The sequence below is a fragment of the Streptomyces sp. Go-475 genome, from assembly GCF_003330845.1.
In the GTDB taxonomy this organism is placed as follows: domain Bacteria; phylum Actinomycetota; class Actinomycetes; order Streptomycetales; family Streptomycetaceae; genus Streptomyces.
In genome coordinates this window covers 1,305,603-1,331,414 of the sequence record NZ_CP026121.1, presented here as the reverse complement: position 1 = coordinate 1,331,414, position 25,812 = coordinate 1,305,603, and the positions used below count along the sequence as shown (strand labels likewise).

The 25,812-nt window shown below is 72.5% G+C and carries 25 protein-coding genes and 1 riboswitch; of the genes, 19 read left to right on the top strand and 6 right to left on the bottom strand.

The window, feature by feature from the left end:
- Positions 1-74 precede the first annotated feature (74 nt).
- The 5 genes from C1703_RS05990 to C1703_RS05970 all read left to right on the top strand — a co-directional run bounded on the left by C1703_RS05990 (position 75) and on the right by C1703_RS05970 (position 5,276).
- Entirely contained in the window at positions 75-1,118 is a 1,044-nt protein-coding gene (locus tag C1703_RS05990; protein WP_114250907.1) for a sugar-binding domain-containing protein, read from the top strand.
- Positions 1,119-1,121: 3 nt separating this feature from the next.
- A complete protein-coding gene (locus C1703_RS05985) occupies positions 1,122-1,493 on the top strand; it encodes a barstar family protein (protein ID WP_198678099.1) in 372 nt (123 codons plus the stop codon).
- Between the two features lie 109 nt (positions 1,494-1,602).
- Positions 1,603-3,045, top strand: coding sequence for a GuaB1 family IMP dehydrogenase-related protein (locus tag C1703_RS05980; RefSeq protein ID WP_198678098.1), 1,443 nt, complete (start codon positions 1,603-1,605; stop codon positions 3,043-3,045).
- Positions 3,046-3,343: 298 nt separating this feature from the next.
- Positions 3,344-4,813 carry an amino acid permease gene (locus tag C1703_RS05975; RefSeq protein ID WP_114250905.1) on the top strand — a complete coding sequence of 490 codons (1,470 nt, stop codon included), beginning with the start codon at positions 3,344-3,346 and terminating at the stop codon, positions 4,811-4,813.
- Between the two features lie 10 nt (positions 4,814-4,823).
- Positions 4,824-5,276, top strand: coding sequence for an Lrp/AsnC family transcriptional regulator (locus C1703_RS05970; protein ID WP_114250904.1), 453 nt, complete (start codon positions 4,824-4,826; stop codon positions 5,274-5,276).
- On the opposite strand, the gene C1703_RS05965 is transcribed toward C1703_RS05970, so the two are convergent.
- Positions 5,273-5,740 carry a hypothetical protein gene (locus C1703_RS05965; protein ID WP_114250903.1) on the bottom strand — a complete coding sequence of 156 codons (468 nt, stop codon included), beginning with the start codon at positions 5,738-5,740 and terminating at the stop codon, positions 5,273-5,275. The two genes, C1703_RS05970 and C1703_RS05965, sit on opposite strands and share 4 nt — an antisense overlap.
- A 297-nt stretch (positions 5,741-6,037) precedes the next feature.
- Here C1703_RS05965 and C1703_RS05960 point away from each other — a divergent pair, with 297 nt between their 5' ends.
- Positions 6,038-7,234 (top strand): MFS transporter, encoded by a 1,197-nt coding sequence (locus C1703_RS05960; protein WP_114250902.1) that lies wholly within the window; start codon positions 6,038-6,040, stop codon positions 7,232-7,234.
- On the opposite strand, the gene C1703_RS05955 is transcribed toward C1703_RS05960, so the two are convergent.
- Positions 7,209-7,823, bottom strand: a complete 615-nt coding sequence (locus C1703_RS05955) for a Repetin (RefSeq protein ID WP_114250901.1) — start codon at positions 7,821-7,823, stop codon at positions 7,209-7,211. The two genes, C1703_RS05960 and C1703_RS05955, sit on opposite strands and share 26 nt — an antisense overlap.
- A 330-nt stretch (positions 7,824-8,153) precedes the next feature.
- On the opposite strand from C1703_RS05955, the gene C1703_RS05950 reads away from it, so the two are divergent.
- Positions 8,154-8,942 carry a carbon-nitrogen hydrolase family protein gene (locus C1703_RS05950; protein ID WP_114250900.1) on the top strand — a complete coding sequence of 263 codons (789 nt, stop codon included), beginning with the start codon at positions 8,154-8,156 and terminating at the stop codon, positions 8,940-8,942.
- A 48-nt stretch (positions 8,943-8,990) separates the two neighbouring features.
- The gene (locus C1703_RS05945; RefSeq protein WP_114250899.1) at positions 8,991-10,688 is read left to right on the top strand and encodes an NAD(P)/FAD-dependent oxidoreductase; all 1,698 of its coding nucleotides are present in this window, start codon (positions 8,991-8,993) and stop codon (positions 10,686-10,688) included.
- A 30-nt stretch (positions 10,689-10,718) separates the two neighbouring features.
- Here C1703_RS05945 and C1703_RS05940 read toward each other — a convergent pair whose 3' ends face one another.
- Positions 10,719-11,639 carry a hypothetical protein gene (locus C1703_RS05940; protein WP_114250898.1) on the bottom strand — a complete coding sequence of 307 codons (921 nt, stop codon included), beginning with the start codon at positions 11,637-11,639 and terminating at the stop codon, positions 10,719-10,721.
- Positions 11,640-11,713: 74 nt separating this feature from the next.
- Complete coding sequence (locus C1703_RS05935) at positions 11,714-12,412, bottom strand: DUF5995 family protein (protein WP_114250897.1); 699 nt, start codon at positions 12,410-12,412, stop codon at positions 11,714-11,716.
- A 175-nt stretch (positions 12,413-12,587) separates the two neighbouring features.
- Between C1703_RS05935 and C1703_RS05930 the strand changes: the two genes are divergently transcribed.
- Positions 12,588-13,724 carry a glycoside hydrolase family 6 protein gene (locus C1703_RS05930; RefSeq protein ID WP_114257310.1) on the top strand — a complete coding sequence of 379 codons (1,137 nt, stop codon included), beginning with the start codon at positions 12,588-12,590 and terminating at the stop codon, positions 13,722-13,724.
- On the opposite strand, the gene C1703_RS05925 is transcribed toward C1703_RS05930, so the two are convergent.
- Both C1703_RS05925 and C1703_RS05920 read right to left on the bottom strand, forming a co-directional pair.
- Positions 13,703-15,082 carry a solute carrier family 23 protein gene (locus tag C1703_RS05925; RefSeq protein ID WP_114250896.1) on the bottom strand — a complete coding sequence of 460 codons (1,380 nt, stop codon included), beginning with the start codon at positions 15,080-15,082 and terminating at the stop codon, positions 13,703-13,705. The two genes, C1703_RS05930 and C1703_RS05925, sit on opposite strands and share 22 nt — an antisense overlap.
- A 100-nt stretch (positions 15,083-15,182) precedes the next feature.
- The gene (locus tag C1703_RS05920; protein ID WP_114250895.1) at positions 15,183-16,388 is read right to left on the bottom strand and encodes an MFS transporter; all 1,206 of its coding nucleotides are present in this window, start codon (positions 16,386-16,388) and stop codon (positions 15,183-15,185) included.
- Positions 16,389-16,521: 133 nt separating this feature from the next.
- On the opposite strand from C1703_RS05920, the gene C1703_RS05915 reads away from it, so the two are divergent.
- The 10 genes from C1703_RS05915 to C1703_RS05870 all read left to right on the top strand — a co-directional run bounded on the left by C1703_RS05915 (position 16,522) and on the right by C1703_RS05870 (position 25,802).
- Entirely contained in the window at positions 16,522-17,862 is a 1,341-nt protein-coding gene (locus tag C1703_RS05915) for an ROK family transcriptional regulator (RefSeq protein WP_114250894.1), read from the top strand.
- A gap of 306 nt (positions 17,863-18,168) precedes the next feature.
- Positions 18,169-18,299: riboswitch (FMN riboswitch) on the top strand.
- 143 nt (positions 18,300-18,442) lie between these two features.
- Positions 18,443-19,051 carry a riboflavin synthase gene (locus C1703_RS05910; protein ID WP_114250893.1) on the top strand — a complete coding sequence of 203 codons (609 nt, stop codon included), beginning with the start codon at positions 18,443-18,445 and terminating at the stop codon, positions 19,049-19,051.
- Positions 19,048-19,689, top strand: coding sequence for a nicotinamide mononucleotide transporter family protein (locus tag C1703_RS05905; RefSeq protein WP_114250892.1), 642 nt, complete (start codon positions 19,048-19,050; stop codon positions 19,687-19,689). The genes C1703_RS05910 and C1703_RS05905 overlap by 4 nt, the downstream gene beginning before the upstream one ends.
- Positions 19,686-20,978: a bifunctional 3,4-dihydroxy-2-butanone-4-phosphate synthase/GTP cyclohydrolase II gene (locus C1703_RS05900; protein ID WP_114250891.1), complete on the top strand. Its 1,293-nt coding sequence runs from the start codon at positions 19,686-19,688 to the stop codon at positions 20,976-20,978. Before C1703_RS05905 ends, C1703_RS05900 begins: the two co-directional genes overlap by 4 nt.
- 19 nt (positions 20,979-20,997) lie before the next feature.
- Positions 20,998-21,483 (top strand): 6,7-dimethyl-8-ribityllumazine synthase, encoded by a 486-nt coding sequence (gene ribH / locus C1703_RS05895; protein ID WP_004002733.1) that lies wholly within the window; start codon positions 20,998-21,000, stop codon positions 21,481-21,483.
- Positions 21,484-21,517: 34 nt separating this feature from the next.
- Positions 21,518-21,790, top strand: a complete 273-nt coding sequence (locus C1703_RS05890) for a phosphoribosyl-ATP diphosphatase (RefSeq protein ID WP_007491392.1) — start codon at positions 21,518-21,520, stop codon at positions 21,788-21,790.
- Between the two features lie 47 nt (positions 21,791-21,837).
- A complete protein-coding gene (hisG, locus tag C1703_RS05885) occupies positions 21,838-22,686 on the top strand; it encodes an ATP phosphoribosyltransferase (protein ID WP_114250890.1) in 849 nt (282 codons plus the stop codon).
- Between the two features lie 14 nt (positions 22,687-22,700).
- Positions 22,701-23,156: a PH domain-containing protein gene (locus C1703_RS05880; RefSeq protein WP_114250889.1), complete on the top strand. Its 456-nt coding sequence runs from the start codon at positions 22,701-22,703 to the stop codon at positions 23,154-23,156.
- A gap of 238 nt (positions 23,157-23,394) precedes the next feature.
- Positions 23,395-24,729 carry a hemolysin family protein gene (locus C1703_RS05875; protein WP_114250888.1) on the top strand — a complete coding sequence of 445 codons (1,335 nt, stop codon included), beginning with the start codon at positions 23,395-23,397 and terminating at the stop codon, positions 24,727-24,729.
- On the top strand, positions 24,726-25,802 hold the full coding sequence (locus C1703_RS05870; protein WP_114250887.1) for a hemolysin family protein: 1,077 nt from the start codon (positions 24,726-24,728) through the stop codon (positions 25,800-25,802). The genes C1703_RS05875 and C1703_RS05870 overlap by 4 nt, the downstream gene beginning before the upstream one ends.
- Positions 25,803-25,812: the final 10 nt, after the last annotated feature.

The following is a 25,812-nucleotide window of genomic DNA, read 5'->3' as shown; positions in this document are numbered from 1 at the left end:
CAGCAAAGTGAACGGCTCTCATCAGGGCTGATCATCCGCGCCGGATCTGCAAGGATGAACGGCGAATCCAGAGTGTGAACAGCAGTGAGGAGATCGCCGTGTCGGGTATGTCGGCGGGCCGGTCAGCCATGCGGATGGGACCCGCTGAGCTGGTGCAGGCGGCGGCCATGGCCCGCCGCTTCTACCTCGAGGGCAAGTCCAAGATCCAGATCGCCGAGGAGTTCGGCGTCAGCCGCTTCAAGGTGGCCCGGGTCCTGGAGACCGCCCTCGAACGGGATCTCGTACGTATCGAGATCCGTGTGCCTGCGGAGCTGGACGCCGAGCGCTCGGACGCGCTCCGCGCCCGCTACGGCCTCAGGCACGCTGTCGTGGTCGAGTCCCCGGCCGAGGCCGAGGAGTCGCCCGACCCCGAGAACCTGGGAGAGGTGGCCGCCGACCTGCTCGGCGAACTGGTCAACGAAGGTGATGTGCTGGGCCTGGCCTGGGGCCGCTCCACCATCCACATGGCGGCGGCGCTCGACCGGCTGCCGCCCTGCACGGTGGTACAGCTGACGGGCGTGTACGACGCCGGGACCGCCGAACGCGGCTCGGTCGAGGCCGTCCGCCGCGCCGCCCAGGTGTCCGGCGGGGACGCCCACCCCATCTACGCGCCGATGCTGCTGCCCGACGCGGCCACGGCCACGGCGCTGCGCAACCAGACGGGCATCGCCCGGGCCTTCGAGCACTTCGACAAGGTCACCGTCGCCTGCGTCTCCATCGGCTCCTGGGAGCCGGGCATCTCCACGGTGCACGACATGCTCAGCGACGAGGAGCGGGCGCACTACGCCTCCCTCGGGGTCGCCGCCGAGATGTCCGCGCACCTCTTCGACGCGGAGGGCCGCCGCGTCGGACGGGACCTGGGCGAACGGTGCATCACCGTCAAGGCCGACCAGCTCCGCCGCATCCCCGAGGTCGTCGCGATCGCGGGCGGGCAGCGCAAGGGGCCGGCCATCGACGCGGTGCTGCGCTCCGGGCTCGTCACCAGCCTGGTGACGGACACGTCGGCCGCGGACTACCTCATGACGGCGGGCCCGGCACCGAAGCCCGCGCTCAACCGCGCCGACCCGGACGGAGTCTGACGGGTGGTCGGTCAGACGCACGGGGTGCACGACCCGGCGGGCCGGATCGTGGTCGTCCTCGACCTCGAAGGGGTCACGGACAAGGCGGGCCTGATGGACCGCTGCGCCCGTGACCTCTCCCTGCCCGAGTGGTTCGGCCGCAACTGGGACGCTCTCGCCGACTGTCTGGCCGACCCCGCCCTCTGGCCCGAGGGCGCCGTGGACCGGGGGCTGCTCGTCGTCGTCCGGGGCTGGCGGGCGTACGCCGAGGCGCGGCCCGAGGAGTGGCAGGTCGCGGAGGAGATCTTCGCCGAGGCGACGGACCGGGGCCCCGGCCTCTTCGTCACCCTCGGCCTTGGAGAATCCTCCGAACGGCCCCCTGACCAGCCTGGATGATCCGCTGGGGGACGTGTGCGCACCCGGCATGGGAGAATGAAGTACGTGCTCTTTTCCCCCTGGCCGGCCGGTCGGGGGGTCACCTCTGATCGACTGGGATGTGCAGCACGTGCGTTTCCTCAATGACATCCAGCCCGGGTACGACCTGACGTACGACGACGTCTTCATGGTGCCGAGCCGCTCCTCGGTCGGCTCCCGGCAGGCCGTCGACCTCAGCTCCCCGGACGGCACGGGCACCACCATCCCGCTCGTCGTCGCCAACATGACCGCCATCGCCGGGCGCCGCATGGCCGAGACCGTGGCCCGCCGCGGCGGCCTCGTGGTGATACCGCAGGACATCCCGATCGAGGTGGTCGCCGACGTCGTCTCCTGGGTGAAGAGCCGCCACCTGGTCCTGGACACCCCGATCATCCTGTCCCCGCACCAGACGGTCGCGGACGCGCTGTCCCTGCTGCCCAAGCGCGCGCACAACGCCGGTGTCGTCGTCGACGAGCACCACAAGCCGATCGGCGTGGTCACCGACTCCGACCTGTCCGGCGTCGACCGCTTCACGCAGCTCTCCGAGGTCATGTCCCGGGACCTGCTGCTCATCGACGCGGGCATGGACCCGGGCGAGGCCTTCGACACGCTCGACCACGCCAACCGCCGCTACGCCCCCGCGGTCAACGAGGACGGCACGCTCGCCGGCATCCTCACCCGCAAGGGAGCCCTGCGCGCCACGCTGTACAAGCCCGCCACCGACGCGCGGGGGCGGCTGCGCATCGCCGCCGCCGTCGGCATCAACGGCGACGTCGCGGGCAAGGCTCAGCAGCTGCTGGACGCGGGCGTCGACACCCTCGTCATCGACACCGCGCACGGCCACCAGGAGTCGATGATCAGCGCCCTGAAGCTGGTGCGCGACCTCGACCCGCAGGTTCCGATCGTCGCGGGCAACGTGGTCGCCGCGGCCGGCGTGCGCGACCTGATCGAGGCGGGCGCCGACATCGTCAAGGTCGGTGTCGGGCCGGGCGCCATGTGCACCACGCGCATGATGACCGGCGTCGGCCGGCCGCAGTTCTCCGCCGTCCTGGAGTGCGCCGCCGAGGCGAGGAAGTACGGCAAGCACGTGTGGGCCGACGGCGGTGTCCGCCACCCGCGCGACGTGGCCATGGCCCTCGCGGCCGGTGCGTCCAACGTGATGATCGGCTCCTGGTTCGCGGGCACCTACGAGTCCCCCGGCGACCTCCAGCACGACGCGCAGGGCCGCGCCTACAAGGAGTCCTTCGGCATGGCGTCCGCCCGCGCCGTACGCAACCGCACCTCGGAGGAGTCGGCGTACGACCGGGCCCGCAAGGCGCTGTTCGAGGAGGGCATCTCCACCTCCCGCATGTTCCTCGACCCGGCCCGCCCCGGCGTCGAGGACCTGATCGACTCGATCATCGCGGGCGTCCGCTCCTCCTGCACCTACGCCGGTGCCGGCTCCCTGGAGGAGTTCGCCGAGAAGGCCATCGTCGGCATCCAGAGCGCCGCCGGCTACGCCGAGGGCAAGCCGCTGCACGCCAGCTGGAGCTGACCCGCCCAACGCCCTTGTGTACGGCCCCCGTTCGACCTGCCCGGCAGGCAGAGGCGGGGGCCGTACGCGTCTGCCCGCGCAACGGTCGAAAACGGCGGTGCAACGAACCTCCGGCCGGCCCCCATGCACGCAATGATCTTGCGTGGATGCGCAAGGTTGCTGCATTTCGACAGCAACGCCGCTCCTCGTAGGCTGTCGCCTCGTACGTGGCGTGGCGGGGACTCCGCTCGGCGGGTCCCTGCTCAAGGGTGCCCGCGGTCCCTGCCGCCCTGACCGGCAGCGATGAAGGAGCCAGCGCGTGCTCGACCAAGGCGCACCCCCGCAGAATCCAGGCCAGACAGCCTCCCCCTCGTCCCCGGGCATCGGCGCGCGCCTCATGCGCCGCAAGCCCGTGGAACGCCTGGTCGCGGAGGGTGGCCAGGGCGAGGGAGGCTCGCTGCGGCGGTCCCTCGGGCTCTGGCAGCTCACCATGATCAGCATCGGTGCCACCCTCGGCACCGGCATCTTCGTCGTCCTCGGCGAGGCCGTCCCGAAGGCGGGCCCGGCCGTCACGCTCTCCTTCGTCATCGCGGGCCTCACCGCCCTCTTCTCGGCCCTGTCCTACGCCGAGCTGGCCGGCACCATCCCGGTCTCCGGCTCCTCGTACTCGTATGCGTACGCAACGATGGGCGAGCTGATCGCCTGGGTCTGCGGCTGGTGCCTGGTCCTGGAGTACGGCGTGTCGGTCGCCGCCGTCGCCGTCGGCTGGGGCGAGTACCTCAACGAACTGCTCGACGGGACCATAGGCGTCACCATCCCGGCCGCCCTGTCGGCTCCGCCCGGTGACGGCGGTGTCTTCAACCTGCCCGCGCTGATCGTCGTCCTGCTGGCGATGGCGTTCCTGCTGGGTGGTGCCCGCGAGTCCGCCCGCGCCAACACGATCATGGTCATCGTGAAGATCGGCGCGCTGGTGCTGTTCTGCGCGATCGGCGTCCAGGGCTTCCGCTCCGGCAACTACGAGAACTTCATGCCGCTCGGCATGGCCGGGGTCAGCGCCGCCGGAGCCACGCTGTTCTTCTCCTACATCGGCTTCGACGCCGCCTCCACCGCCGGCGAGGAGGCGAAGAACGCGCAGCGCGACCTGCCCCGGGCGATCATGCTGTCGCTGGTCATCGTCACCGCGCTGTACGTCCTCGTCGCCGCCGTCGCCGTCGGCGCCAAGCCGTGGGAGAACTTCACCGACTCCGAGGCCGCCCTCGCCCAGATCATGCGCGAGGTCACCGGGCAGACCTTCTGGGGCACGCTGCTGGCGTTCTGCGCCGTCATCGCCATCGCCAGCGTCGTCCTGACCGTGCTCTACGGCCAGACCCGCATCCTGTTCGCCATGTCCCGCGACGGGCTGGTGCCCAAGGTGTTCGCCAAGGTCCACCCGAAGACCGGCACGCCCCGCGCCAACACCCTGATCGTCTCCCTGTTCTGCGGAGTCCTGGCCGCCGCGATCCCGCTCGGGCAGCTCGCCGACGCCACCAGCATCGGCACCCTGTTCGCCTTCGCGCTGGTCAACGTGGCCGTCGTGGTGCTGCGCCGGACCAAGCCGGACCTGCCGCGCACCTTCCGCGTGCCGCTCTCGCCGGTCCTGCCCGCGCTGGGCTTCGCCTTCTGCGTCTGGATGATGGGCAGCCTGTCGACCGTCACCTGGGTGGTCTTCGGTGTCTGGATGGCCGCCGGGCTCGTGTTCTACTTCGTGTACGGCTACCGCCGTTCCCGACTCGCACCATCCGAGAAGTGATCGACCCACAGTGCTGAACGATCTCGACGAACGCATCGTGCACGCCCTCGCCGAGGACGCCCGCCGCTCCTACGCCGACATCGGCCACCTCGTCGGCCTGTCCGCGCCCGCCGTCAAACGGCGCGTGGACCGGCTGCGGGCCACCGGAGCCATCACCGGCTTCACCGTGCGCGTGGACCCGGGCGCCCTCGGCTGGGAGACCGAGGGGTTCGTCGAGATCTACTGCCGCGGCAACACCTCCCCGGAGACCATCCAGCGAGGCCTGGAGCGCTACCAGGAGGTCGTGGCCGCGTCCACCGTCACCGGGGACGCGGACGCGATCGCCCAGGTCTTCGCCTCCGACATGCGGCACTTCGAACGGGTCCTGGAGCGGATCGCCGGGGAGCCGTTCGTCGAGCGGACCAAGTCCGTGCTGGTGCTCTCGCCACTGCTGCGGCGCTTCTCGTCGGGGTCGCCGGCCTAGGAGCGCCGAGGGGCAGGCCCGCGGACCGCCGCCAGCAGGCGTCGTACGCCGAGCGCGTGGCCGCCCGTGGCCAGGACGAGCTGCCGGTAGAGACACCCGGCCGGGCCCGGGAACCTCGCCCGGGTCTCGGCGCGCAGCCGGGTGCGTCCGGGGCCGGCCGCGTCGAGGTGGAAGAGCAGGGCGTACGTCGAGAAGTGGTGGCGTCCGATCAGGACCAGCTCCGCGTGCGGCACAGCGGAAGCCACCCGGAACCCGGGGATCGTCGAGCCCACGGCCAGGGGGCGCGGCCCGGAGGACCCGCGGTCGGGGCAGCCGACCAGGCGTGCGTACCCGGCGGCCCGGCCGCCCCCGAACCAGCGGTCCAGCACCTCCCCGAGGCGCCCCCACACGACACCGGCGTCCGCCGCGACCACCGTCGTGTGCTCGTCGACGTACGGCAGGGACAGTGCTGCGACGGCGTCCATGGAGATCCCCTCACCGGCGGGTACGGCTTCCTCCCGCAGTCTCGCGCGCCGGGCAGTCCGCGGTCCTCGTCCGGCGAGCGGACCTCCCTCGCCGCTCGGCGGAGACGCCCGCCGCCCGCCTCCTCCCGGGGGAGGACGGCCCCGGAGGAATTCCCGCTGGGCCTACGGCGCCGGCCCGCCTACCATCGGTGCCATGACCTGGCGACATTGATCCACCCGCCGCGCCTCCCGAGGACCGCCTCGGCCGCCGTACGTCCCGCGCGTCCGGTGTCCGAACCGCCCCCTCGGGAAGGCCTCATGACTCTCTCACCCGTGCCCGCGACCGGTGTCCGCCGGCTGACGAGCACGCTGTACGGCTACGCGTTCCTCGAAGACTTCGTCCTGCTCTACCCGGTGTACGCGCTGCTGTTCGCCGACACCGGTCTGTCGGTCTGGCAGATCTCCTCCCTGTTCGCCCTGTGGTCGGTCACCGGCGTGGTGCTGGAGGTCCCCTCCGGCGCCTGGGCCGACGCCTCCTCCCGCCGGCTGCTGCTCTGCCTGGGCCCGCTGCTCACCGCCGCCGGGTTCGCGCTGTGGACGCTCCTGCCGTCGTACGGCGCCTTCGCCCTCGGCTTCGTGCTGTGGGGCGCCGGCGGCGCCCTGACCTCCGGCGCGCGCGAGGCGCTGGTCTACGACGAACTGGACCGGCTCGGCGCGGCCGGACGGTACGCCCACGTCATGGGCCGGGCCCGCGCGGCCGGCCTGGTCGCCACCATGGCGGCGACGGCCCTGGCCGGGCCGGTGCTCGCCCACGGCGGCCACACCGCCGTCGGTGCCGTGAGCGTGCTGGTGTGCCTGCTGGGCGCGGCGACGGCGACCCGCTTCCCGGAGCACCGGACCCCGACGGCCGGGCACGACGGCTGGACCGCGACCCTGAAGGCCGGGCTCGCCGTGGCCCGGTCCGACCGGTCCGTACGCGGCGCGCTGCTGCTCGTCCCGGCCGTCACCGCCGTGTGGGGCGCCCTGGACGAGTACACGCCGTTGCTGGCGCGGGACACCGGCGTGTCCGACGCGCTGGTGCCCTACCTGCTCCTGCTGATCTGGGCGGGCGCCACGGCCGGGGGCCTGCTGGCCGGGGCGGGAGAACGCCTGGGCCCGCGGGGCCTCGCGGTGCTGCTCGCGGGCGCGGCCGTCGCCCTGGCCCTGGGTGCCGGCGCGGGCACCCCGGGCGGCATCGCCCTGGTGGCGGTCGCCTTCGGCGGGTTCCAGGCGGCGACCGTGCTGGCCGACGTACGGCTCCAGCGGCGCATCGACGACACGGGCCGGGCCACCCTCACCTCGGTCGCCGGGCTGGGCACCGAGCTGGCCACCATCGCCGTGTACGGCGGCTACGCGGTGCTCGGCACGGCGACGGGGCACGGCACCGCCTTCGCGTGGTGCGCGGTGCCGTACCTGGTGACCGCCCTGCTGGTGGCCGCGCCCGTGCCCGCTAGAGCGGGGGCTGCCAGGGAGTGACCGAGAAGTCGCCGGTGCCCTTCTCGACCTTCTCGAAGGGCGCCGAGCTGACGCACTTGGGCAGGTCCTTCGTGGCGACCGGGGTGCCGGTCGTGGCCCAGCTGTAGCCGAGCCGGTCGCTTCGGCCGAGGTCCTGCACGGTGATCCCGACGCGCTTGCCCTTCGCGCCGGGCAGGTCGGAGGAGGTGATGACACCGGAGACGACGGCCACCTTGCCGCCGGTGACCAGGCAGTCGACCTTCGCCTTCGCCCGGGCGCCCTTGCCGTTCAGGTAGTGGCTCCACTCGAAGGTGCCGGTGGCCTTCATCGGGTCGAGCCGGTGCTCGGGCGCCAGGTGCGCGTCGAAGGAGAAGGTGATGTCGTCCCCGGCCGATCGGTACAGCTTGGCCTTCCCGGTGAGGGCGGCGGCCTCGCGCTGCCCTCCACCGGGAGCGCTGGCGCCGGCCTCGCGCTGTCCTCCGCCGGGCGCGGATGCGGTGGCCTCGCGCTGCCCCTCCTCGGGGGCGGAGGCGGTGGCCGCTCCAGCCGCGGCGGTGGCGCAGAGCAGTAACGCGGCACCGAGCACGGCGGTCTTCGTACGGCGGTTCATGGCGGTCCTTTCCGCAGGTGATCGCTGTGTTCCGAACGCTCACCACTCTCCCGGCACCGGCCCCCCGGCCACATCGCACCGCAGACGGGACCCCGCCTCCGCCGCCCGGCGGGGACAACACCGCTCCGCCTGCCCCTGGGGGAGTACCGGACCTCCGCCTGCACCCGGGGGAGCACCGGACCGTACCCGCAACGAATCGCCGCCGACCGCCCGACGAACGCAATGATCCGCTCACGGACGCGCAACGGCTGCTCCTTGTCCGGTCGAAGCCGCCGACCGTACCGTCTATCCGGCCCCCTGAAACCCTCCGCGTACCGGTGAGGAACACGCATGCGCACCGCCCTGCTCCAGAGCTCCGGCCGCCCCGGCTCCACCGTCGAGAACCTCAAGGTCCTCGACGAGGCCGCGGGCCGGGCCGCCGCCGCGGGCGCGGGGCTGCTGAGCACGCCGGAAATGTTCCTGACCGGGTACGCGATCGGCGACGACATCGCCCGGCTCGCCGAGCCCGCCGACGGCGACTGCGCGGACGCGATCGCCGAGATCGCGACGCGCCACGGCCTGGCGATCGCCTACGGCTACCCCGAGCGGGACGGCGAGACGGTGTTCAACTCCGCCCAGCTGATCTCCGCCGACGGCACCCGGCTGGCGAACTACCGCAAGACCCACCTCTTCGGCTGCTTCGAACGCGACCACTTCACGCCCGGCGAGCAGCAGGTCGTGCAGGCCGAGATCGACGGTCTGCGCGTCGGGATCCTCATCTGCTACGACGTGGAGTTCCCGGAGAACGTCCGCGCCCACGCCCTGGCCGGCACCGACCTGCTGGTCGTCCCGACCGCGCAGATGCACCCGTTCCAGTTCGTCGCCGAGTCGATGATCCCGGTGCGGGCCTTCGAGAACCAGCTGTACGTCGCGTACGTCAACCGGGTCGGCCGGGAGGGCGAGTTCGAGTTCGTGGGCCTGTCCACGCTGGCCGGTCCCGACGGTGTCGCCCGGACCCGGGCCGGGCGGGGCGAGGACCTCGTCCTGGCCGACGTCGACCCGGCCTTCCTCGCCGCGTCGCGCGAGAACAACCCCTATCTGCGGGACCGGCGCCCCGGCCTGTACGGGTCGCTCGTCTGACACCCCCACACCCGCCTGTTCACCTCTGTGCAAGGAGTCCGTACCCCCATGACGTCCACCGTGCCCAACGCCGTCGAGCACGCAGACGCGCAGCAGCCGCCGATCACCATGTTCGGCCCGGACTTCCCGTACGCGTACGACGACTTCCTCGCCCACCCGGCGGGCCTGGGGCAGATACCGGCGACCGAGCACGGCACGGAGGTCGCGGTCATCGGCGGCGGCCTGTCCGGCATCGTCGCCGCGTACGAGCTGATGAAGATGGGCCTCAAGCCCGTCGTCTACGAGGCCGACCAGATCGGCGGGCGGCTGCGCACCGTCGGCTTCGAGGGCTGCGACGACTCCCTCACCGCCGAGATGGGCGCGATGCGCTTCCCGCCGTCCTCCACGGCCCTGCAGCACTACATCGACCTCGTCGGCCTGCGGACCCGGCCGTTCCCCAACCCGCTGGCCGAGGCCACCCCGTCGACCGTCGTCGACCTCAAGGGCGAGTCCCACTACGCCGAGACCATCGACGACCTGCCGCAGGTCTACCGGGACGTCGCCGAGGCCTGGGGCCGGTGCCTGGAGGAGGGCGCCGACTTCTCCGACATGAACCGCGCCCTGCGCGAGCGGGACGTCCCGCGCATCCGCGAGATCTGGTCCCGGCTCGTCGAGAAGCTCGACAACCAGACCTTCTACGGCTTCCTCTGCGACTCCGAGGCGTTCAAGTCCTTCCGGCACCGCGAGATCTTCGGCCAGGTCGGCTTCGGCACCGGCGGCTGGGACACCGACTTCCCCAACTCCATCCTGGAGATCCTCCGCGTCGTCTACACCGAGGCCGACGACCACCACCGCGGCATCGTCGGCGGCTCCCAGCAGTTGCCTCTGCGCCTGTGGGAGCGCGAGCCGCAGAAGATCGTCCACTGGGCCCAGGGGACCTCGCTGGCGAGCCTGCACGAGGGCCGCGAGCCCCGCCCGGCGGTGACCCGGCTGCACCGCACGGCCGGCAACCGCATCACGGTGACCGACGCCCGCGGCGACATCCGCACCTACCGGGCGGCGATCTTCACCGCCCAGTCCTGGATGCTGCTGTCGAAGATCGACTGCGACGACTCGCTCTTCCCGATCGACCACTGGACGGCCATCGAGCGCACCCACTACATGGAGTCCTCGAAGCTGTTCGTTCCTGTCGACCGCCCGTTCTGGCTCGACAAGGACGAGGAGACCGGCCGGGACGTCATGTCGATGACGCTCACCGACCGCATGACGCGCGGCACGTACCTGCTCGACGACGGCCCGGACAAGCCCGCCGTGATCTGCCTGTCCTACACCTGGTGCGACGACAGCCTGAAGTGGCTGCCGCTGTCCGCGAACGAGCGGATGGAGGTCATGCTGAAGTCGCTCGGCGAGATCTATCCCAAGGTCGACATCCGCAAGCACATCATCGGCAACCCGGTCACCGTCTCCTGGGAGAACGAGCCCTACTTCATGGGCGCGTTCAAGGCCAACCTGCCCGGCCACTACCGCTACCAGCGGCGCCTGTTCACGCACTTCATGCAGGACCGGCTGCCCGAGGACAAGCGCGGCATCTTCCTCGCCGGCGACGACATCTCCTGGACGGCCGGCTGGGCCGAGGGCGCGGTCCAGACCGCCCTCAACGCCGTCTGGGGTGTCATGCACCACCTCGGCGGCACGACCGACCCGACCAACCCGGGCCCCGGCGACGTCTACGACGAGATCGCGCCCGTGGAACTGCCGGAGGACTGACCCGGAGGCCGGGTTCCACGGGCTCGGCCGTCATGTCCGCGGGCCGGCGCGGGCCCTGATCCGCCTGGTGTAGCGGAGGTTCCGCGCCGCGCCGGCCCGTCCCGGGCGTGACCGGACGCGCGGCGCCGGTCGTGGCCGCGAGCCCGGGGCGGCACCGCGGACGGACTCGGCGGCCTCCTCGTCCTCGGGGCCGAGGGCCGGAAGCCTGCGGCGGATGACCATCGCTGCCACGGCCGCGATGGCGCTCAGGGACACGGCGAGTCCGCCCAGGCCGGTGATCGCGTCGGCCACCTGCCGCCACAGGTCCCTGGCCCAGGAGACCCAGCCGTCGTCCTCGGGCGGCTCCACCGCCCGCACCGTCCAGGCCGGAGACAGCTCCTCCGCCAGCACCGTGTCGGTGTCGCGGAGGTAGGAGGTGATCGTGAGCGCGATGCCGAACGTCCCCGCACGCTCGGCCCGCACCTCCCACACCCAGACGGCGACGTCCTCGCGGGTCAGGACGTACTGTCGTTCCGACGACAGGGGCGTGCACCGCACAGCGGCACCGGTGCAGTGCAGCTTCACGCCGATCTGCGTCCCCGCTCTGACGACCGTGTGGGTCCCGCCCAGCTCGGTCCGGGGCCGGGCACCCCGGACCTCCACCCGGAACCGGCGCGGCGGAGCGTCCGCCACCAGCCTCAGGGCTCGCGGGTTCGTGTGCACGACGGTGGCGTCGAAGAGCCTGCGACGCGCCTGCTCGATCTCCTCGAAGGCGTCGTACGGGGGCGCCGGCGCCATCGCGTCACCACCGGGCCGGTCCTCGTGCCAGCTTCGCGTGGCGAACCCGACGAAACTCCCCCAGACCAGGGCGAGCAGGAGCCCGAGCACCACCCAGGAGACGCCGCCCAGGGCGTCGAGGACCAGGAGTACCGAGCTGCGCCGGCGAGTCGCCCACGCGCGTAATCCGACCATGCGCGCACAGCGTAGTGAACGATCCTGTCACCAGGACCGCGCCCCCAAGTCGACGTCCGCGGCACCGAGTTGGATCACCCCCGCAGCGGTGTGAGCAGCATGCGCCCCGCCAGGCCCACCGCCGTGTCCAGGTGTTCCGTGAACTCCTCGGCGATGTCGGGGAGTCCGCGCAGGGCCCACAGGGCCCGGGCCGCCGTCCACGCCGCGTCGCGGGCCCGCTCCAGGCTCCAGGAGCCCAGCAGATGGGTCAGCGGGTCGGCGATCTGGAGGAGATCGGGGCCCGGCATCAGATCTTCGCGGATGCGCTCCTCCAGCGAGACGAGGAGATCACCCACCGCGTCGAACTCGTCCTCCAGGTCGGCGGGTGCGCAGTCGAGCGTACGACAGGTGTCCACGACGGCCAGCGCGAGATCGTGCCCGATGTGCGCGTTGATGCCCGCCAGCGCGAACTGCAACGGCCGTACCCCGGGGTGGCGGCGGAGCTGGAACAACGGCCGCCAGCAGGCCGGTGCGCGCCGGTCCCCGGCCGCCGCCTCGACGGCGTCCAGGTACCGCTCGGCGAACCGTACGTCCAGCGTGATCGCGGCCCGCGGGTCCGCGAACCGCCCGGTGTCGACGTGCCGGTCCACCGCCTGTGTCACCGCCAGGTAGACGCGGTTGAAGACCGCCACCCCGTCCCGGGGGTGCAGGGACGCACCGAGGGCGCGCATCCGGGAGATGACGGCGTCGACCGGTGTGTCCACGGCTGGGGGGACTTGTTCGCATCGCGGCATGCGGGCAGAGTCCCAGCTCTAGGCTGGCGGGAGTGCCGGCGGGCCCGGTGCTTCCCCGGAACGGGGGAACGCCGCCCGCCGCAGGGGGAGGGGGAGCAGCAGCGTGTCAGGCTCGCGTGCGCAGCGCCTGGCCGCCCGCAGGGCCGCGCGCAGGCGTGCCGCCCGGCGCGGCGCGATGGTCGTGGCGGCCTCCGTCGTGGTCGCGGCCGGCGCGGTCACGGGGGTCCTCTCCGCCTTCGAGGACGGGCGCGGCCCGGACCAGGCCCGGCGCCCCCAGGTGTCCGCCCCGCCCCGTCCGGTGCCCCTGCCCGCTGAGCCGCCGTCGTCCCCGACAGCCGCCGCCGAGTCCGCCGCGCCCTCGCCCTCCGCGCCGGCGCGCGGCACGCCGAGCCGCACGCCGTCGCCGTCGAGGATCGAGCGGAAGCGGGAGCGGACCACGACCGTGACCACACGGCTCTACCGCCACCCGGACTCCCAGGTGCTGGACTGGGTCCGGGCCCACTCCGGCGACCCCCGGCACGCGGTCATCGCGTCCCGGATCGCCGACCAGCCGGCCGCCGTCTGGTTCGCCGAGTACGCGCCGGACACGCTCACCGCCCGGGTCGCCGCGGTGACGTCGGGCGGGGCCGCCCAGGGCCGGGTGCCCGTCCTCGTGCCGTACGCGATCCCCGGCCGCGACTGCGGCGGCCACTCCCAGGGCGGCGCCCCCGACCTGGACGCCTACGACGCCTGGATCGACCGGTTCGCGGCCGGGCTGGGCTCCACAGAGGTCGTCGTCGTCCTGGAGCCGGACTCGGTCGCCCAGGCCGAGTGCCTCTCCGCCGGGGAGCGCGCGGACCGCTTCGCCTCCCTGGCCCGGGCCGGACGCGTCCTGAAGGACGCCAACCCCCGGGCCCGCGTGTACTTCGACGCGGGGCACTCGGGGTGGAACGCCCCCGGCAAGCAGGCGGCGTGGCTGCGGCAGGCCGGAGCCGCCTCGCCCGAGTCCTCCGACGGGATCTTCAGCAACGTCTCCAACTTCCACACCACGGCCGACGAGGTCGCCTACGACCGGCGGGTCCTGGACGCCCTGGGCGGCCCGGCGAGCCTGGGCGCCGTCATCGACACCAGCCGCAACGGCAACGGCGCCCCGGCCGACGGCCAGTGGTGCGACCCGGCGGGCCGCAAGCTCGGCCGGACACCCACCCTCAGCACCGGCGAGCCCCGGATCGACGCCTACCTGTGGGTGAAGCTGCCGGGGGAGTCGGACGGCTGCAGGGGCCGCCCGGGGACCTTCACGGCGTCCTACGCCTACGACTTGGCCTCGTCGTAGGAGCTGGTGCCCTCGTCCAGCAGCGGCCGCTGCGTCTTCAGATGGGGTGGGGCGAAGGCCCGCAGGGCGTGGTAGCCGGTGATGACGACGAGCGTGCCGAGGGCGATGCCGCTCAGCGAGAACGTGTCGGTGAACTTCATGGTGACGTTGCCGACGCCGATGATGATGCCCGCGGCCGCCGGGACCAGGTTCAGCGGGTTGCGCAGGTCCACCCCGGCGTTGATCCAGATCTGCGCGCCGAGCAGCCCGATCATGCCGTACAGGATGACGGTGATGCCGCCGAGCACCCCGCCCGGGATAGCCGCGACGACCGCGCCGAACTTCGGGCAGACGCCGAAGAGCAGGGCGAAACCGGCGGCGGCCCAGTAGGCGGCCGTGGAGTAGACGCGGGTCGCGGCCATCACGCCGATGTTCTCGGAGTACGTCGTGTTGGGCGGGCCGCCGACCGCCGTGGACAGCATCGAGCCGACGCCGTCGGCCGCGATCGCCGTGCCGAGCTTGTCGTCCAGCGGGTCGCCGGTCATCTCGCCGACCGCCTTGACATGCCCGGCGTTCTCCGCGACCAGCGCGATGACGACCGGCAGGGCGACCAGGATCGCCGACCACTCGAACGACGGGCCGTGCAGGGTCGGCAGCCCGATCCAGTCGGCCTTGCCCACACCGGACAGGTCGAGCCGCCAGTGGTCGGTCAGCCTGCCGCTCGCGTCCACCGAGTGGATCTTGCCGAAGACCTGGTCGAACACCCAGGAGATGCCGTACCCGAAGATCAGTCCCAGGAAAATCGCGATCCGCGACCAGAAACCGCGCAGACAGACGACCGCCAGACCGGTGAACAGCATCACCAGCAGAGCCGTCCACTGGTCCTGCGGCCAGTACGTCGAGGCCGTCACCGGCGCCAGGTTGAAGCCGATCAGCATCACCACCGCGCCGGTCACGATCGGCGGCATCGCGGCATGGATGATCCGCGCCCCGAACCGCCGCACGGCGAGCCCCACCAGGAACAGCGCGGCCCCGACGACGAAGACCGCGCCGGTCACGGTCGCGCTGCTCCCGCCCTGGGCGCGGATGACCGCCGCCACCCCGACGAACGAGAGCGAGCAGCCCAGGTAGCTGGGCACCCGGCCGCGGGTGGCCAGCAGGAACACGACGGTCGCGACACCCGACATCATGATCGCGAGGTTCGGGTCCAGGCCCATGAGGACCGGGGCCACGAACGACGCCCCGAACATCGCCACCACGTGCTGGGCGCCGAGCCCGACCGTGCGGGGCCAGGAGAGCCGCTCGTCGGGGCGGACCACCGCGCCGGGCGCCGGGGTGCGTCCGTCGCCGTGCGGTTTCCAGCGGACGCCGAGATCCATGGTGCGGTTTCGCTTTCGTCGTGCGGGCGAGTGTCCGGACCATTGTCGGGGTGCGCCCGGAGGGGCGGTGACCGGGGCTGACCCGGGGGCCGGACCCGGCTCAGGGGCGCGGGTCGGGGACCGCCGCGTCCGGTCGGCTGATCTTCGCCCGGTCGCCCGGGCGCAGCACCCCCGCGAACGCCACCAGACCGCACGACAGCGCCGTCACCAGGCAGAACGACACCATCAGGCTGGTCGCCTGCGCCAGCATGCCGATCGCGCTCGGCGCGATCAGGCCCGAGGTGTAGGTGATGGTCGCGACGCCCGCGATGGCCAGGCTCGGATTGGCACCGCTGCGGCCCGCCGCCGCGAAGCACAGCGGTACGACGACCGCGATGCCCAGCCCCATCAGCGCGAACCCGGCCATCGCCACCGCCGGGTGCTCCGCGACGACGATCAGCAGCCCGCCGAGCACCGCGAACACCCCGCTCGCCCGCACCGTCCGCACCGCGCCGAAGCGGTCCACCACCTTGTCGCCGGCGATCCGGGCGAGGGCCATGGTGAGCGTGAAGCCCGTCGTGCACGCCGCCGCGAGACCCGCCGAGGTCTCCAACTGCTCGCGCAGGTAGACCGCCGACCAGTCCAGGCTCGCGCCCTCCGCGAAGACCGCGCAGAACCCGATCGCGCCGATGAGCAGGGCCGACCGGGGCGGCAGCGCGAACCGCGGCGGCGGCTCCTCGTCCTCGGCGGGCTGCAGGTCGAGCACCCACCGGCAGGACAGCACGCCGATCACGGTGAGGACCGCGGCGGCCAGCACGTGGTGCAGCCGGGCGTCCGAGCCGAGGTGCGCGGCGAGCGTGCCGGCCGCCGAGCCGACCAGGGCGCCCGCGCTCCACATGCCGTGCAGTCCCGACATGATCGACCGGTGGAGGCGGTTCTCCACCTCGACGCCCAGCGCGTTCATCGCGACGTCCGCCATGCCCGCCGTCGCCCCGTACACGAACAGGGCCAGGCAGAGGGTGAGAAGGTTCGGCGCGAGGGACGGCAGGACCAGCGACAGCGTCCACAGCGCGATCAGTCCGCGCAGCGCGTTGCGGGCCCCGAAGCGGTGGCTGACACTGCCGGCGAGCGGCATCGCGACGGACGCGCCGAGCGCGGGGAAGGCCAGCGCGATGCCCAACTGCCCCGCGCTGACGCCCGCGTGGTCCTGGATCCACGGCACGCGGGTGGCGAACGAGCCGGTCACGGCGCCGTGCACGGCGAAGACGGCGGCCACGGCGTACCGGGACCGCTTCACCTCGCGCAGATCATCGACCACGTTGCCCATTCTGCGGTCCCCCTCCAGGTCTCTGCCTCGCTCGCGTCGCTGCGGGCGTAAACTATCAGGAAGCCTGCCTGATAGATAAGGGCGCAACCGGTCGGCCCGTCCGCCCGCCCCGCCGATCTGGGAGGATCCCGGCATGCCCGCATCCCCGAGCACCGCCCGGGCCATCAACGACCGGCTCGCCCTCACCCTGCTCCAACAGGAAGGCCCGCTCACCGCAGGGCAGTTGAAGCAGTTGACCGGCCTGTCCCGCCCCACCGTCGCCGACCTCGTCGAACGCCTCACCGCCGCCGGCCTGATCGCGGTGGTCGGTGAGGCCGGCGAGCAGCGGCGCGGCCCCAACGCCAAGGTCTACGGCATCGTCGCCGACCGGGCGCACCTCGCCGCCCTGGACGTACGCACCGAGGGCGTCGCCGTGACCGTCGCCGACCTGGTGGGCCGGGTGCTGGCCGAGGCGTCGGTGCCCATCGACGGCGACATGGGGACGGGCCCCGCCGTGGAGCAGGCGGTCGCGCTGGTCGAGCGCGTGGTGAAGGAGGCCGGCGCCGACCGGCTGCACACCGTCGGCATCGGCGCGCCCGGCCTGATCGACCCGGCGAGCGGCGAACTCCGCGATTCCACCGGGCTGCCGGCCTGGCACCGCCGCCTGGTCGCCGCCCTCCAGGAGCGGCTGCCCGAAGCCCGCGTCAGCGTCGAGAACGAGACCAACCTCGCCGCGCTGGCCGAGCAGCGCGACGGAGCGGCCCGGGACCGGGACACGTTCGTCCTGTTGTGGCTGGGCCACGGCACCGGAGCCGCCGTGGTCCTCGACGGAGCGCTGCGGCGCGGTGCCTCCGGCGGCACCGGCGAGATCGGCTTCCTCCCGGTCCCGGGCACCGCGGCCCCGCCGTCGGCGAAGGACTGCGCCGGCGGCTTCCACTCCCTGGCCGCGGCGGCAGCGGTCGTGGACCTCGCGGCGCGGTACGGGACGGCGCCGGAGCGGGGGGAGGGGCCGTCGGCGGTGGGCGCGGTGCGGGCGGCCGTCGGCGTCGTGGAAGCGGCGGTGGACCGGGTGCGGGAGGCGGGGGACGGGGGAGTGAGGGAGATCGGCGAGGCCGCGGCGCCTGTGGCGTCGGGCGGGCGCCCGGCGTCCGTGGGCGAGAGCGCCCGGGAGCCGGGCGCCGGGGAGTCGGGCGCCGCCTCCGCCGGCCGTTTCCTCGACGCCCTGGCCGACCGTCTCGCCGTCGGCGTCGCGGCGGTCGTCGCGATCCTGGACCCCGGGTGCGTGGTGCTCGGCGGCGAGGTCGGCCGGGCCGGGGGCGAGGAACTCGCCACGCGGGTGCGGGAGCGCATCGCCCGGATGACACCCCTGCCCACCGAGGTGCGCCCGACCACCCTGGGCGGCGGCGCGGTCCTGCGCGGCGCGCTGCTGACGGCCCGGGAGCGCGCTCAGGACGAACTCTTCGCCCCTCGGGAGCGGACGCTTCCGGCGTCCTGAAGCGGGGCGTGGGAAGGCCCGACGGCGGGCAAGGGCCGTCGTCACCGCCACCGGGCCGGTCTGCGGGTTGAGGGGTGAAGGTTGCGGATGCGGGTCGGGTTGCCGGTTGCGCCGACCCTAGAAAGGACTAGACCACAACGTCAATAGGTGTGTACCAACTCGGATCCGTCAAGGCCGGACCACCGCACGGAAGTTGGGCAGCCCTGTCGCGCTGGGGAAGGGGCGTGACACGTTCTGTGAGGCACCCCACACGCTTCGCCGGTCTGGATGCCGATCAGGCGTGGCACACTGGCCGTGTACCAGTAGCAGCGCACTCCGGGGTCGGTGAAAGTCCGAACCGGCGGTTACAGTCCGCGACCCGGTCGCCTCCAGCGGCCGGTTGACCAGGTGAAATTCCTGGACCGACGGTTAAAGTCCGGATGGGAGGCAGTGCGCGGCGAGCGGGCATCCGTGCGCGCCGCCCAGCAGTCCGTCCTCGGGGCGGACTCCGTCCGGCGTCGTCCCCGGTGTTCCTGCTCGTACTTCTGTCGTCATCGACAGCCCCGGAGTCCGTGCCCGAAGAGGCAGGAGGACCCGGGAAGTGTTCACCGGAATCGTCGAAGAGCTGGGCGAGATCACCGCCGTCGAGACCCTCGACGACGCCTGTCGCTTCCGTCTGCGCGGCCCCGTCGTCACCCAGGGCGCGAAACACGGCGACTCCATCGCCGTCAACGGCGTCTGCCTCACGGTCGTCGACCACGAGGGCGACGAGTTCACCGCCGACGTCATGGCCGAGACCCTGAACCGCTCCAGCCTCGGCGCCCTGAAGGCCGGCTCCCGCGTCAACCTCGAACGCCCCATGGCCGTCGGCGAACGCCTCGGCGGGCACATCGTGCAGGGCCATGTGGACGGCACCGGCGAGATCCTGGAGCGCAAGCCGTCCGAGCACTGGGAGATCGTGAAGATCTCCCTCCCCGCGGACCTCACCCGGTACGTGGTCGAGAAGGGCTCCATCACCGTCGACGGCATCAGCCTCACCGTCGTCGACGCCGGCCCCGACTACTTCACCGTCAGCCTCATCCCCACCACCCTCGACCTGACCACGCTCGGCCACAAGCAGCCCGGCGACCCGGTCAACCTCGAAGTGGACGTCATCGCCAAGTACGTCGAGCGCATGCTGGGCGACCGCGCGCGGGGGGCGGCCGAGTGAACTCGCTGAACTCCGAGGCGTTCGTCCTCTTCGGCCAGCACATCAAGTGGGCCGACATGGTCGGCAACCTCTTCGGCCTGGCCGCCCTCGCCCTCGGCTGGCGGCGCTCCATCTGGACCTGGCCCGTGCAGTTCCTGGCCGGCCTCATCCTCTTCGGCGCCTTCTTCGGCCACCTCACCGGCAGCGCCGGCAAGCAGGCCGTCGTCATGGTCGTCGCCCTCTACGGCTGGTGGCAGTGGCAGCGCGGCAAGGGCCAGGGCGAGGACGGCCACATCGCCGTACGGTTCGCCACCTGGCGCGAGCGCGCCGCGATGACCGCGGCGGCCGCCGCCGGCACGGTCGCGGTGGCCCTGCTCTTCACGGCGTACCCGAAGCTGTCCTGGGACCCCTGGCCGGACGCCTACATCTTCGTCGGCACCATCGTCGCGATGTACGCCCAGGCCCGCGGCATGGTCGAGTTCTGGTTCGCCTGGCTCCTCGTCGACCTCGTCGGCGTCCCCCTCAACTTCGCCAACGGCTACGCCTTCTCCGGCTTCGTCTACGTCATCTACGGCGCGCTCGTCCTGTGGGGCCTGCGCGACTGGTGGCTGCGCTCGCGCGCGGCAGCACAGCCCACCCTGGAAGGAGCGCCGGCATGAGCACGGCACCGATCCTGTACAGCACCGACGGTGAGTTCGAGGACCTCGCGCTCGACCCCGTCGAGCAGGCCGTCGCCGACATCGCGGCGGGCCGCCCGGTCGTGGTCGTCGACGACGAGGACCGGGAGAACGAGGGCGACCTCGTCATCGCCGCCGAGAAGGCGACCCCCGAGATCGTCGCCTTCATGATGAGCGAGTGCCGCGGCCTGATCTGCGCCCCCATGGAGGGCGACGAACTGGACCGGCTGAAGCTCCCGCAGATGGTCGAGGACAACACCGAGTCGATGAAGACCGCCTTCACGGTCTCCGTCGACGCCTCCGCCGCCCACGGCGTGAGCACCGGCATCTCCGCCGCCGACCGCGCCACCACCCTGCGGCTGCTCGCCGACGGAGTCTCCGGGCCGGACGACTTCGTCCGCCCCGGCCACATCTTCCCGCTCCGCGCCCGGCCCGGCGGCGTCCTCACCCGCAACGGCCACACCGAGGCCGCCGTCGACCTCGCCCGCCTCGCGGGCCTGCGCCCGGCCGGAGCGATCGTCGAGATCGCCGGCGAGGACGGCCGCATGCTGCGCCTGCCCGAGCTGGTCCCGTTCGCCCGCAAGCACGGCCTGACGATCATCTCCATCGAGGACCTGATCGCCTACCGCCGCAGCAGCGAGCCCACCGTCCGCCGCGAGGCCAGGACCCAACTGCCCACCGCCCACGGCACGTTCACGGCCTACGGCTACCGCTCCACCGTCGACGGCGTCGAGCACGTCGCCCTGGTGCACGGCGACATCGGCGACGGCCAGGACGTCCTCGTGCGCGTCCACTCCGAATGCCTCACCGGCGACGTCTTCGGCTCCGCCCGCTGCGACTGCGGCCCCCAGCTGGACGCCTCCCTGGCCCGCATCCAGTCCGAGGGCCGAGGCGTGGTCGTCTACCTGCGCGGACACGAGGGCCGCGGCATCGGCCTGATGTCCAAGCTGCGCGCCTACGAACTGCAGGAGCGCGGCCGCGACACCCTCGACGCCAACCTCGAACTCGGCCTGCCCGCCGACGCGAGGGACTACGGCGCCGGAGCCCAGATCCTCGCCGACCTCGGCGTGCGCAGCGTCCGGCTGCTGACCAACAACCCCGACAAGACCGACGCGCTCGTCCACCACGGCATCACGGTCAAGGCCCGTGTGCCGATGCCCGTGAGCGCCGGCGAGCACAACCTCCGCTACCTGCGCACCAAGCGGGACCGGATGGGCCACGACCTGCCCTGGCTCGACACGACCACCGTGCCGGCCTGCGGCAACCAGTAAGAGAGCAAGAGGGAGAGACGTGAGCGGCAAGGGTGCACCGGAACTGTCCGTACGCAATGTGGGTGACCTCCGGGTCGCCGTCATCGCGGCACAGTGGCACGAGAAGGTGATGGACGGACTGGTGGACGGCGCCCTGCGCGCCCTGCACGACCTGGGCATCGACGAGCCGACCCTGCTCAGGGTCCCCGGCAGCTGGGAGCTCCCGGTCGTCGCCAAGGTCCTCGCGGGCCGCGGCTACGACGCGATCGTCGCCCTCGGCGTCGTCATCCGCGGCGGAACCCCCCACTTCGAGTACGTGTGCCAGGGCGTCACCCAGGGCCTCACCCAGGTCTCCGTCGACACCGGCGTCCCCGTCGGCTTCGGCGTGCTGACCTGCGACACCGAAGAGCAGGCCCTGGACCGCGCCGGCATCGAGGGCTCCAGCGAGGACAAGGGGCACGAGGCGGTGACGGCCGCGGTGGCGACCGCGGCCACCCTCCGCTCAGTATCCGAACCCTGGCGCTGACGAACCGCACCTGTGGCATAGGCTGAGCGTCACCATGTCCAAGAAGACGTTCGAGGAGCTCTTCACCGAGCTCCAGCACAAGGCCGCCCACGGCGACCCCGCCACTTCCCGCACCGCAGAACTGGTCGGGAAGGGCGTCCACGCCATCGGCAAGAAGGTCGTCGAGGAGGCCGCCGAAGTGTGGATGGCCGCCGAGTACGAGGGCAAGGAGGCGGCCGCCGAGGAGATCTCGCAGCTGCTGTACCACGTCCAGGTGATGATGGTCGCCCGCGGCATCTCCCTCGACGACGTCTACGCCCACCTGTAAGCCGCACACCCGTTCCCGCACGACACCACGCAAAGGAAGCCGACCTCATGCTGCGCATCGCCGTCCCCAACAAGGGTTCCCTGTCAGGCCCTGCGGCGGAGATGCTGCATGAGGCCGGCTACCTGCAGCGCAGGGAGTCCAAGGAACTGCGGATCGTCGACCCGACCAACGAGGTCGAGTTCTTCTACCTGCGCCCCCGCGACATCGCGATCTACGTCGCCTCCGGCCAGCTCGACATCGGCCTCACCGGCCGGGACCTGCTGATCGACTCCGGAGCCGACGCGGAGGAGATCCTCGCCCTCGGCTTCGCCCGCTCCACCTTCCGCTACGCCGGCAAGCCCGGCACCATCAGCGGCCTGGCCGACCTGACCGGCAAGACCGTCGCCACCTCCTACGAGGGCATCGTCGCGGCCCACCTCGCCGAGCACGGCATCGACGCCTCCGTCGTCCACCTCGACGGCGCCGTCGAGACCGCCATCCAGCTCGGCGTCGCCCAGGTCATCGCCGACGTCGTCGAGACCGGCACCTCCCTGCGCAACGCGGGCCTGGAAGTCGTCGGCGAGCCGATCATGCAGTCCGAGGCCGTCGTGATCCGCCGCACCGGCGCCGACCCCGACGACCCCAAGGTCCAGCAGTTCCTGCGCCGCCTCCAGGGCGTCCTCGTCGCCCGGACGTACGTGATGATGGACTACGACTGCCGCGTCGAGCAGTTGGAGAAGGCCGTCGCCCTCACCCCCGGCCTGGAATCGCCGACCGTCTCCCCGCTGCACAACGAGGGCTGGGTCGCCGTCCGCGCCATGGTCCCCGCCAAGGAGGCCCAGCGGATCATGGACGACCTGTACGACATCGGCGCCCGGGCCATCCTGACCACGGCCATCCACGCCTGCCGTCTGTAAGAGGGGCGCACCCGATGTCCGACCTGCCCACCCTGCCCGTCACGTTCCGGCCGGGCAGCACCCGCGCGGTGCTGCTCACCGCCGCCGTCGCGATCCTCGTGGTGATCACGGCCGTGGCCATGCTGCTGGAGCAGCTCAGCCCCGCCGAACGCCTCAGCTTCGTCGTCACGGCACTGCTGCTGGACGCCGTGCTGCTCCTGCTGGCCCGGCCCAAGGTCGTCGCCGACGAGGACGGCGTCACTGTCGTGAATCTCACCAACAAGCGCCGGCTGGAGTGGGCCGAAATCCTTCAGGTGACCCTCCGGCCCGGCGACCCCTGGGTGTTCCTCAACCTCAGCGACGGCACCAGCCTCCCCGCGCTCGGCATCCAGCCGGGCATCGCCAAGCAGCGCGCGATCGCCGACGCCAGGGCCCTGCGGGCACTCGCCGAGGCCCGTTCCGTCGCGGACCCCGAGCGGCATCAGAGCTGACGCGTGGCCATTCGCACGGCGGTCGCCACTGCCGCACCGGGCCATGTCTTGATTAATCTGTTGGCGGAGGCGCGAAGGACGCGCCTTCGCCGCTGCTGCCCCGCCCGGTGCGCAGAGGCTTCCTGCTAACCGAGGAGTGACCCTCTCCGGCGATGGACGGATCGTCCTGCAGTACCTGCGCCGCCCCCTGCCGACATAGCGCGGACCGTGTCCGCGACCGTGCGGAGGCGGCGGCATCATGACCATCCCCCTGCTGCTCCTGGCAGCCGCGTTCCTGCTGATTCTCGCCAACGGATTCTTCGTGGCGGCCGAGTTCGGCCTCGTGACGGTCGAGCGGGCGGAAGCCGAGAAGGCCGCCGCCGAAGGCGACCGGCGCGCCGGCCGCGTCGTCGAATCACTCAGGGAACTGTCCTTCCAGCTCTCCGGCACCCAGCTCGGCATCACCATCACCTCCCTCGTGGTCGGCATGCTCGCCGAACCGGCGCTCGCCGAACTGCTGCACGGCCCGTTCACCTCGATCGGCGTCCCCGAGGGAGCCGTCTCCGGCGTCACGGTCGTCGTCGGCATGCTGGTGGCGTCCGCCGTGCAGATGGTGATCGGCGAGCTGCTGCCCAAGAACTGGGCCGTGTCCAGGCCGCTGCAGGTCGCGCGCTTCGTCGCGGGCCCGCAGCATGTCTTCGCCCGGCTGTTCCGCCCGGTCATCGCGGGCCTGAACGCCGTCGCGAACCGGCTCGTGCGGGCCCTGGGCTTCGAACCGGCCGAGGAACTGGCCTCCGCCCGCACCCCCGGCGAGCTCGTCTCGCTGGCCCGCCACTCGGCCCGGGCCGGCGCCCTGGAACAGGACACGGCCGACCTCTTCGTCCGCACCCTGTCCCTCGGCGAGCTGACCGCGCAGCACGTGATGACGCCGCGCGTGAAGGTCAGCGCCCTGCAGTCCTCGGCCACCGCCGAGGACGTCGTCAACCTGACCCGCGCCACCGGCCTGTCCCGCTTCCCCGTCTACCGGGAGCGGATCGACGAGGTCGTCGGCATGGTCCACCTCAAGGACGCCCTGGCCGTACCCGTCCAGGACCGGCTGCGCACGCCGGTGGGCCGCATCGCCCGCCCGGCGCTGCTCGTCCCCGAGACCCTGCCCGTCAAGCCCCTGCTGACCCGGCTGCGCAGCGAGCAGCCCATCGCGGTCGTCGTCGACGAGTACGGCGGCACGGCCGGTGTCGTCACGCTGGAGGACATCGTCGAGGAACTCGTCGGCGAGGTCCGCGACGAGCACGACGGGCACGACCTGCCCGAGCTGGCCGCCGCGCCGCCGGAGGACGGCAGGCCCGCCTGGGACGCCGACGGCAGCTGCCGGGTCGACATCCTGCAGCGCATAGGCCTCGACGTGCCCGAGGGACCGTACGAGACGGTCGCCGGGCTGATCGCCGACCTGCTGGGCCGCATCCCGGCCGTCGGGGACAAGGCGGAGCTGCCCGGCTGGCGGCTGTCGGTGCGCCAGGTCGGCCACTACCGCGCGGAGCGGGTCCGGCTCGTGCGGACGGCCCCCGTGATCACCCTGGCGGAGGCCGCCCGATGAGCGTGCTCCAACTCCTCTTCGCCGCGCTGCTCGTGCTCGCCAACGGCTTCTTCGTCGGCGCCGAGTTCGCGCTGGTCTCCGTACGCCGCAGCCAGATCGAACCCCTCGGCACCGCCCGCGCCCGGCAGGTCCTCTACGGCCTGGAGCGGCTGCCGCAGATGATGGCGGCGGCCCAGTTCGGCATCACCGTCTGCTCCCTCACCCTCGGCGCGGTCGCCGAGCCGACGGTGGCGCACCTGCTGGAGCCGGTGTTCGAGTGGATCCACCTGCCGCACGCGATGATCCACCCGCTCGGGTACGTCATCGCCCTGGCCACGGTCGTCTTCTTCCACCTCGTCATCGGCGAGATGGTCCCGAAGAACCTGGCCATGGCGGCGCCCGAGAAGGCCGCGCTGTGGCTGAGCCCCGGCCTGGTCTGGTTCGCCCGCTTCTGCAAGCCCGTCACCGCCGCCCTCGGCGCGGTCTCGCAGGGCATCCTGCGGCTCTTCCACGTCGAGCCCAAGGACGAGGTCGAGGCCGTCTTCACCAGCGAGCAGCTGAACCGGCTGGTGGAGGACGCGGGCCAGGCGGGCCTGCTCGACCCGGAGGAGGCCGAGCGCCTGGAGGACGCCCTGGAACTGGGCTCTCGCCCGGTGACGGACGTCCTGCTGAAACGCGAGTCGCTGGTGACGGTCAGCCCGTCGGTCACCCCCGGGCGGATCGTCGAGCTCACGGCCCGCACGGGATACTCCCGCTTCCCGGTCGCCGCGGACAACGGCGCCTTCATGGGCTACCTGCACGTCAAGGACGTCCTGGACCTGGAGGACTCGGACCGGGCCGTGCCGCAGCAGCTGTGGCGGCCCATGACGACCCTGCGGTCCGAGCTGCCGCTGGACGACGCCCTGACGGTGATGCGCCGGGCGGCGACGCACCTGGCGCAGGTCGCCGACGGGTCCGGAAAGGTGCTCGGACTCGTGGCGCTGGAGGACGTGCTGGAGCTGCTGGTGGGGGAGGTGCGGGATCCGGCTCACCGGCAGGTGCGCGAGGTCCGGCTGACCGAGCCGCGGTCGGGCGAGGAGGTACTGGCCACGTAGGCACGGCCCC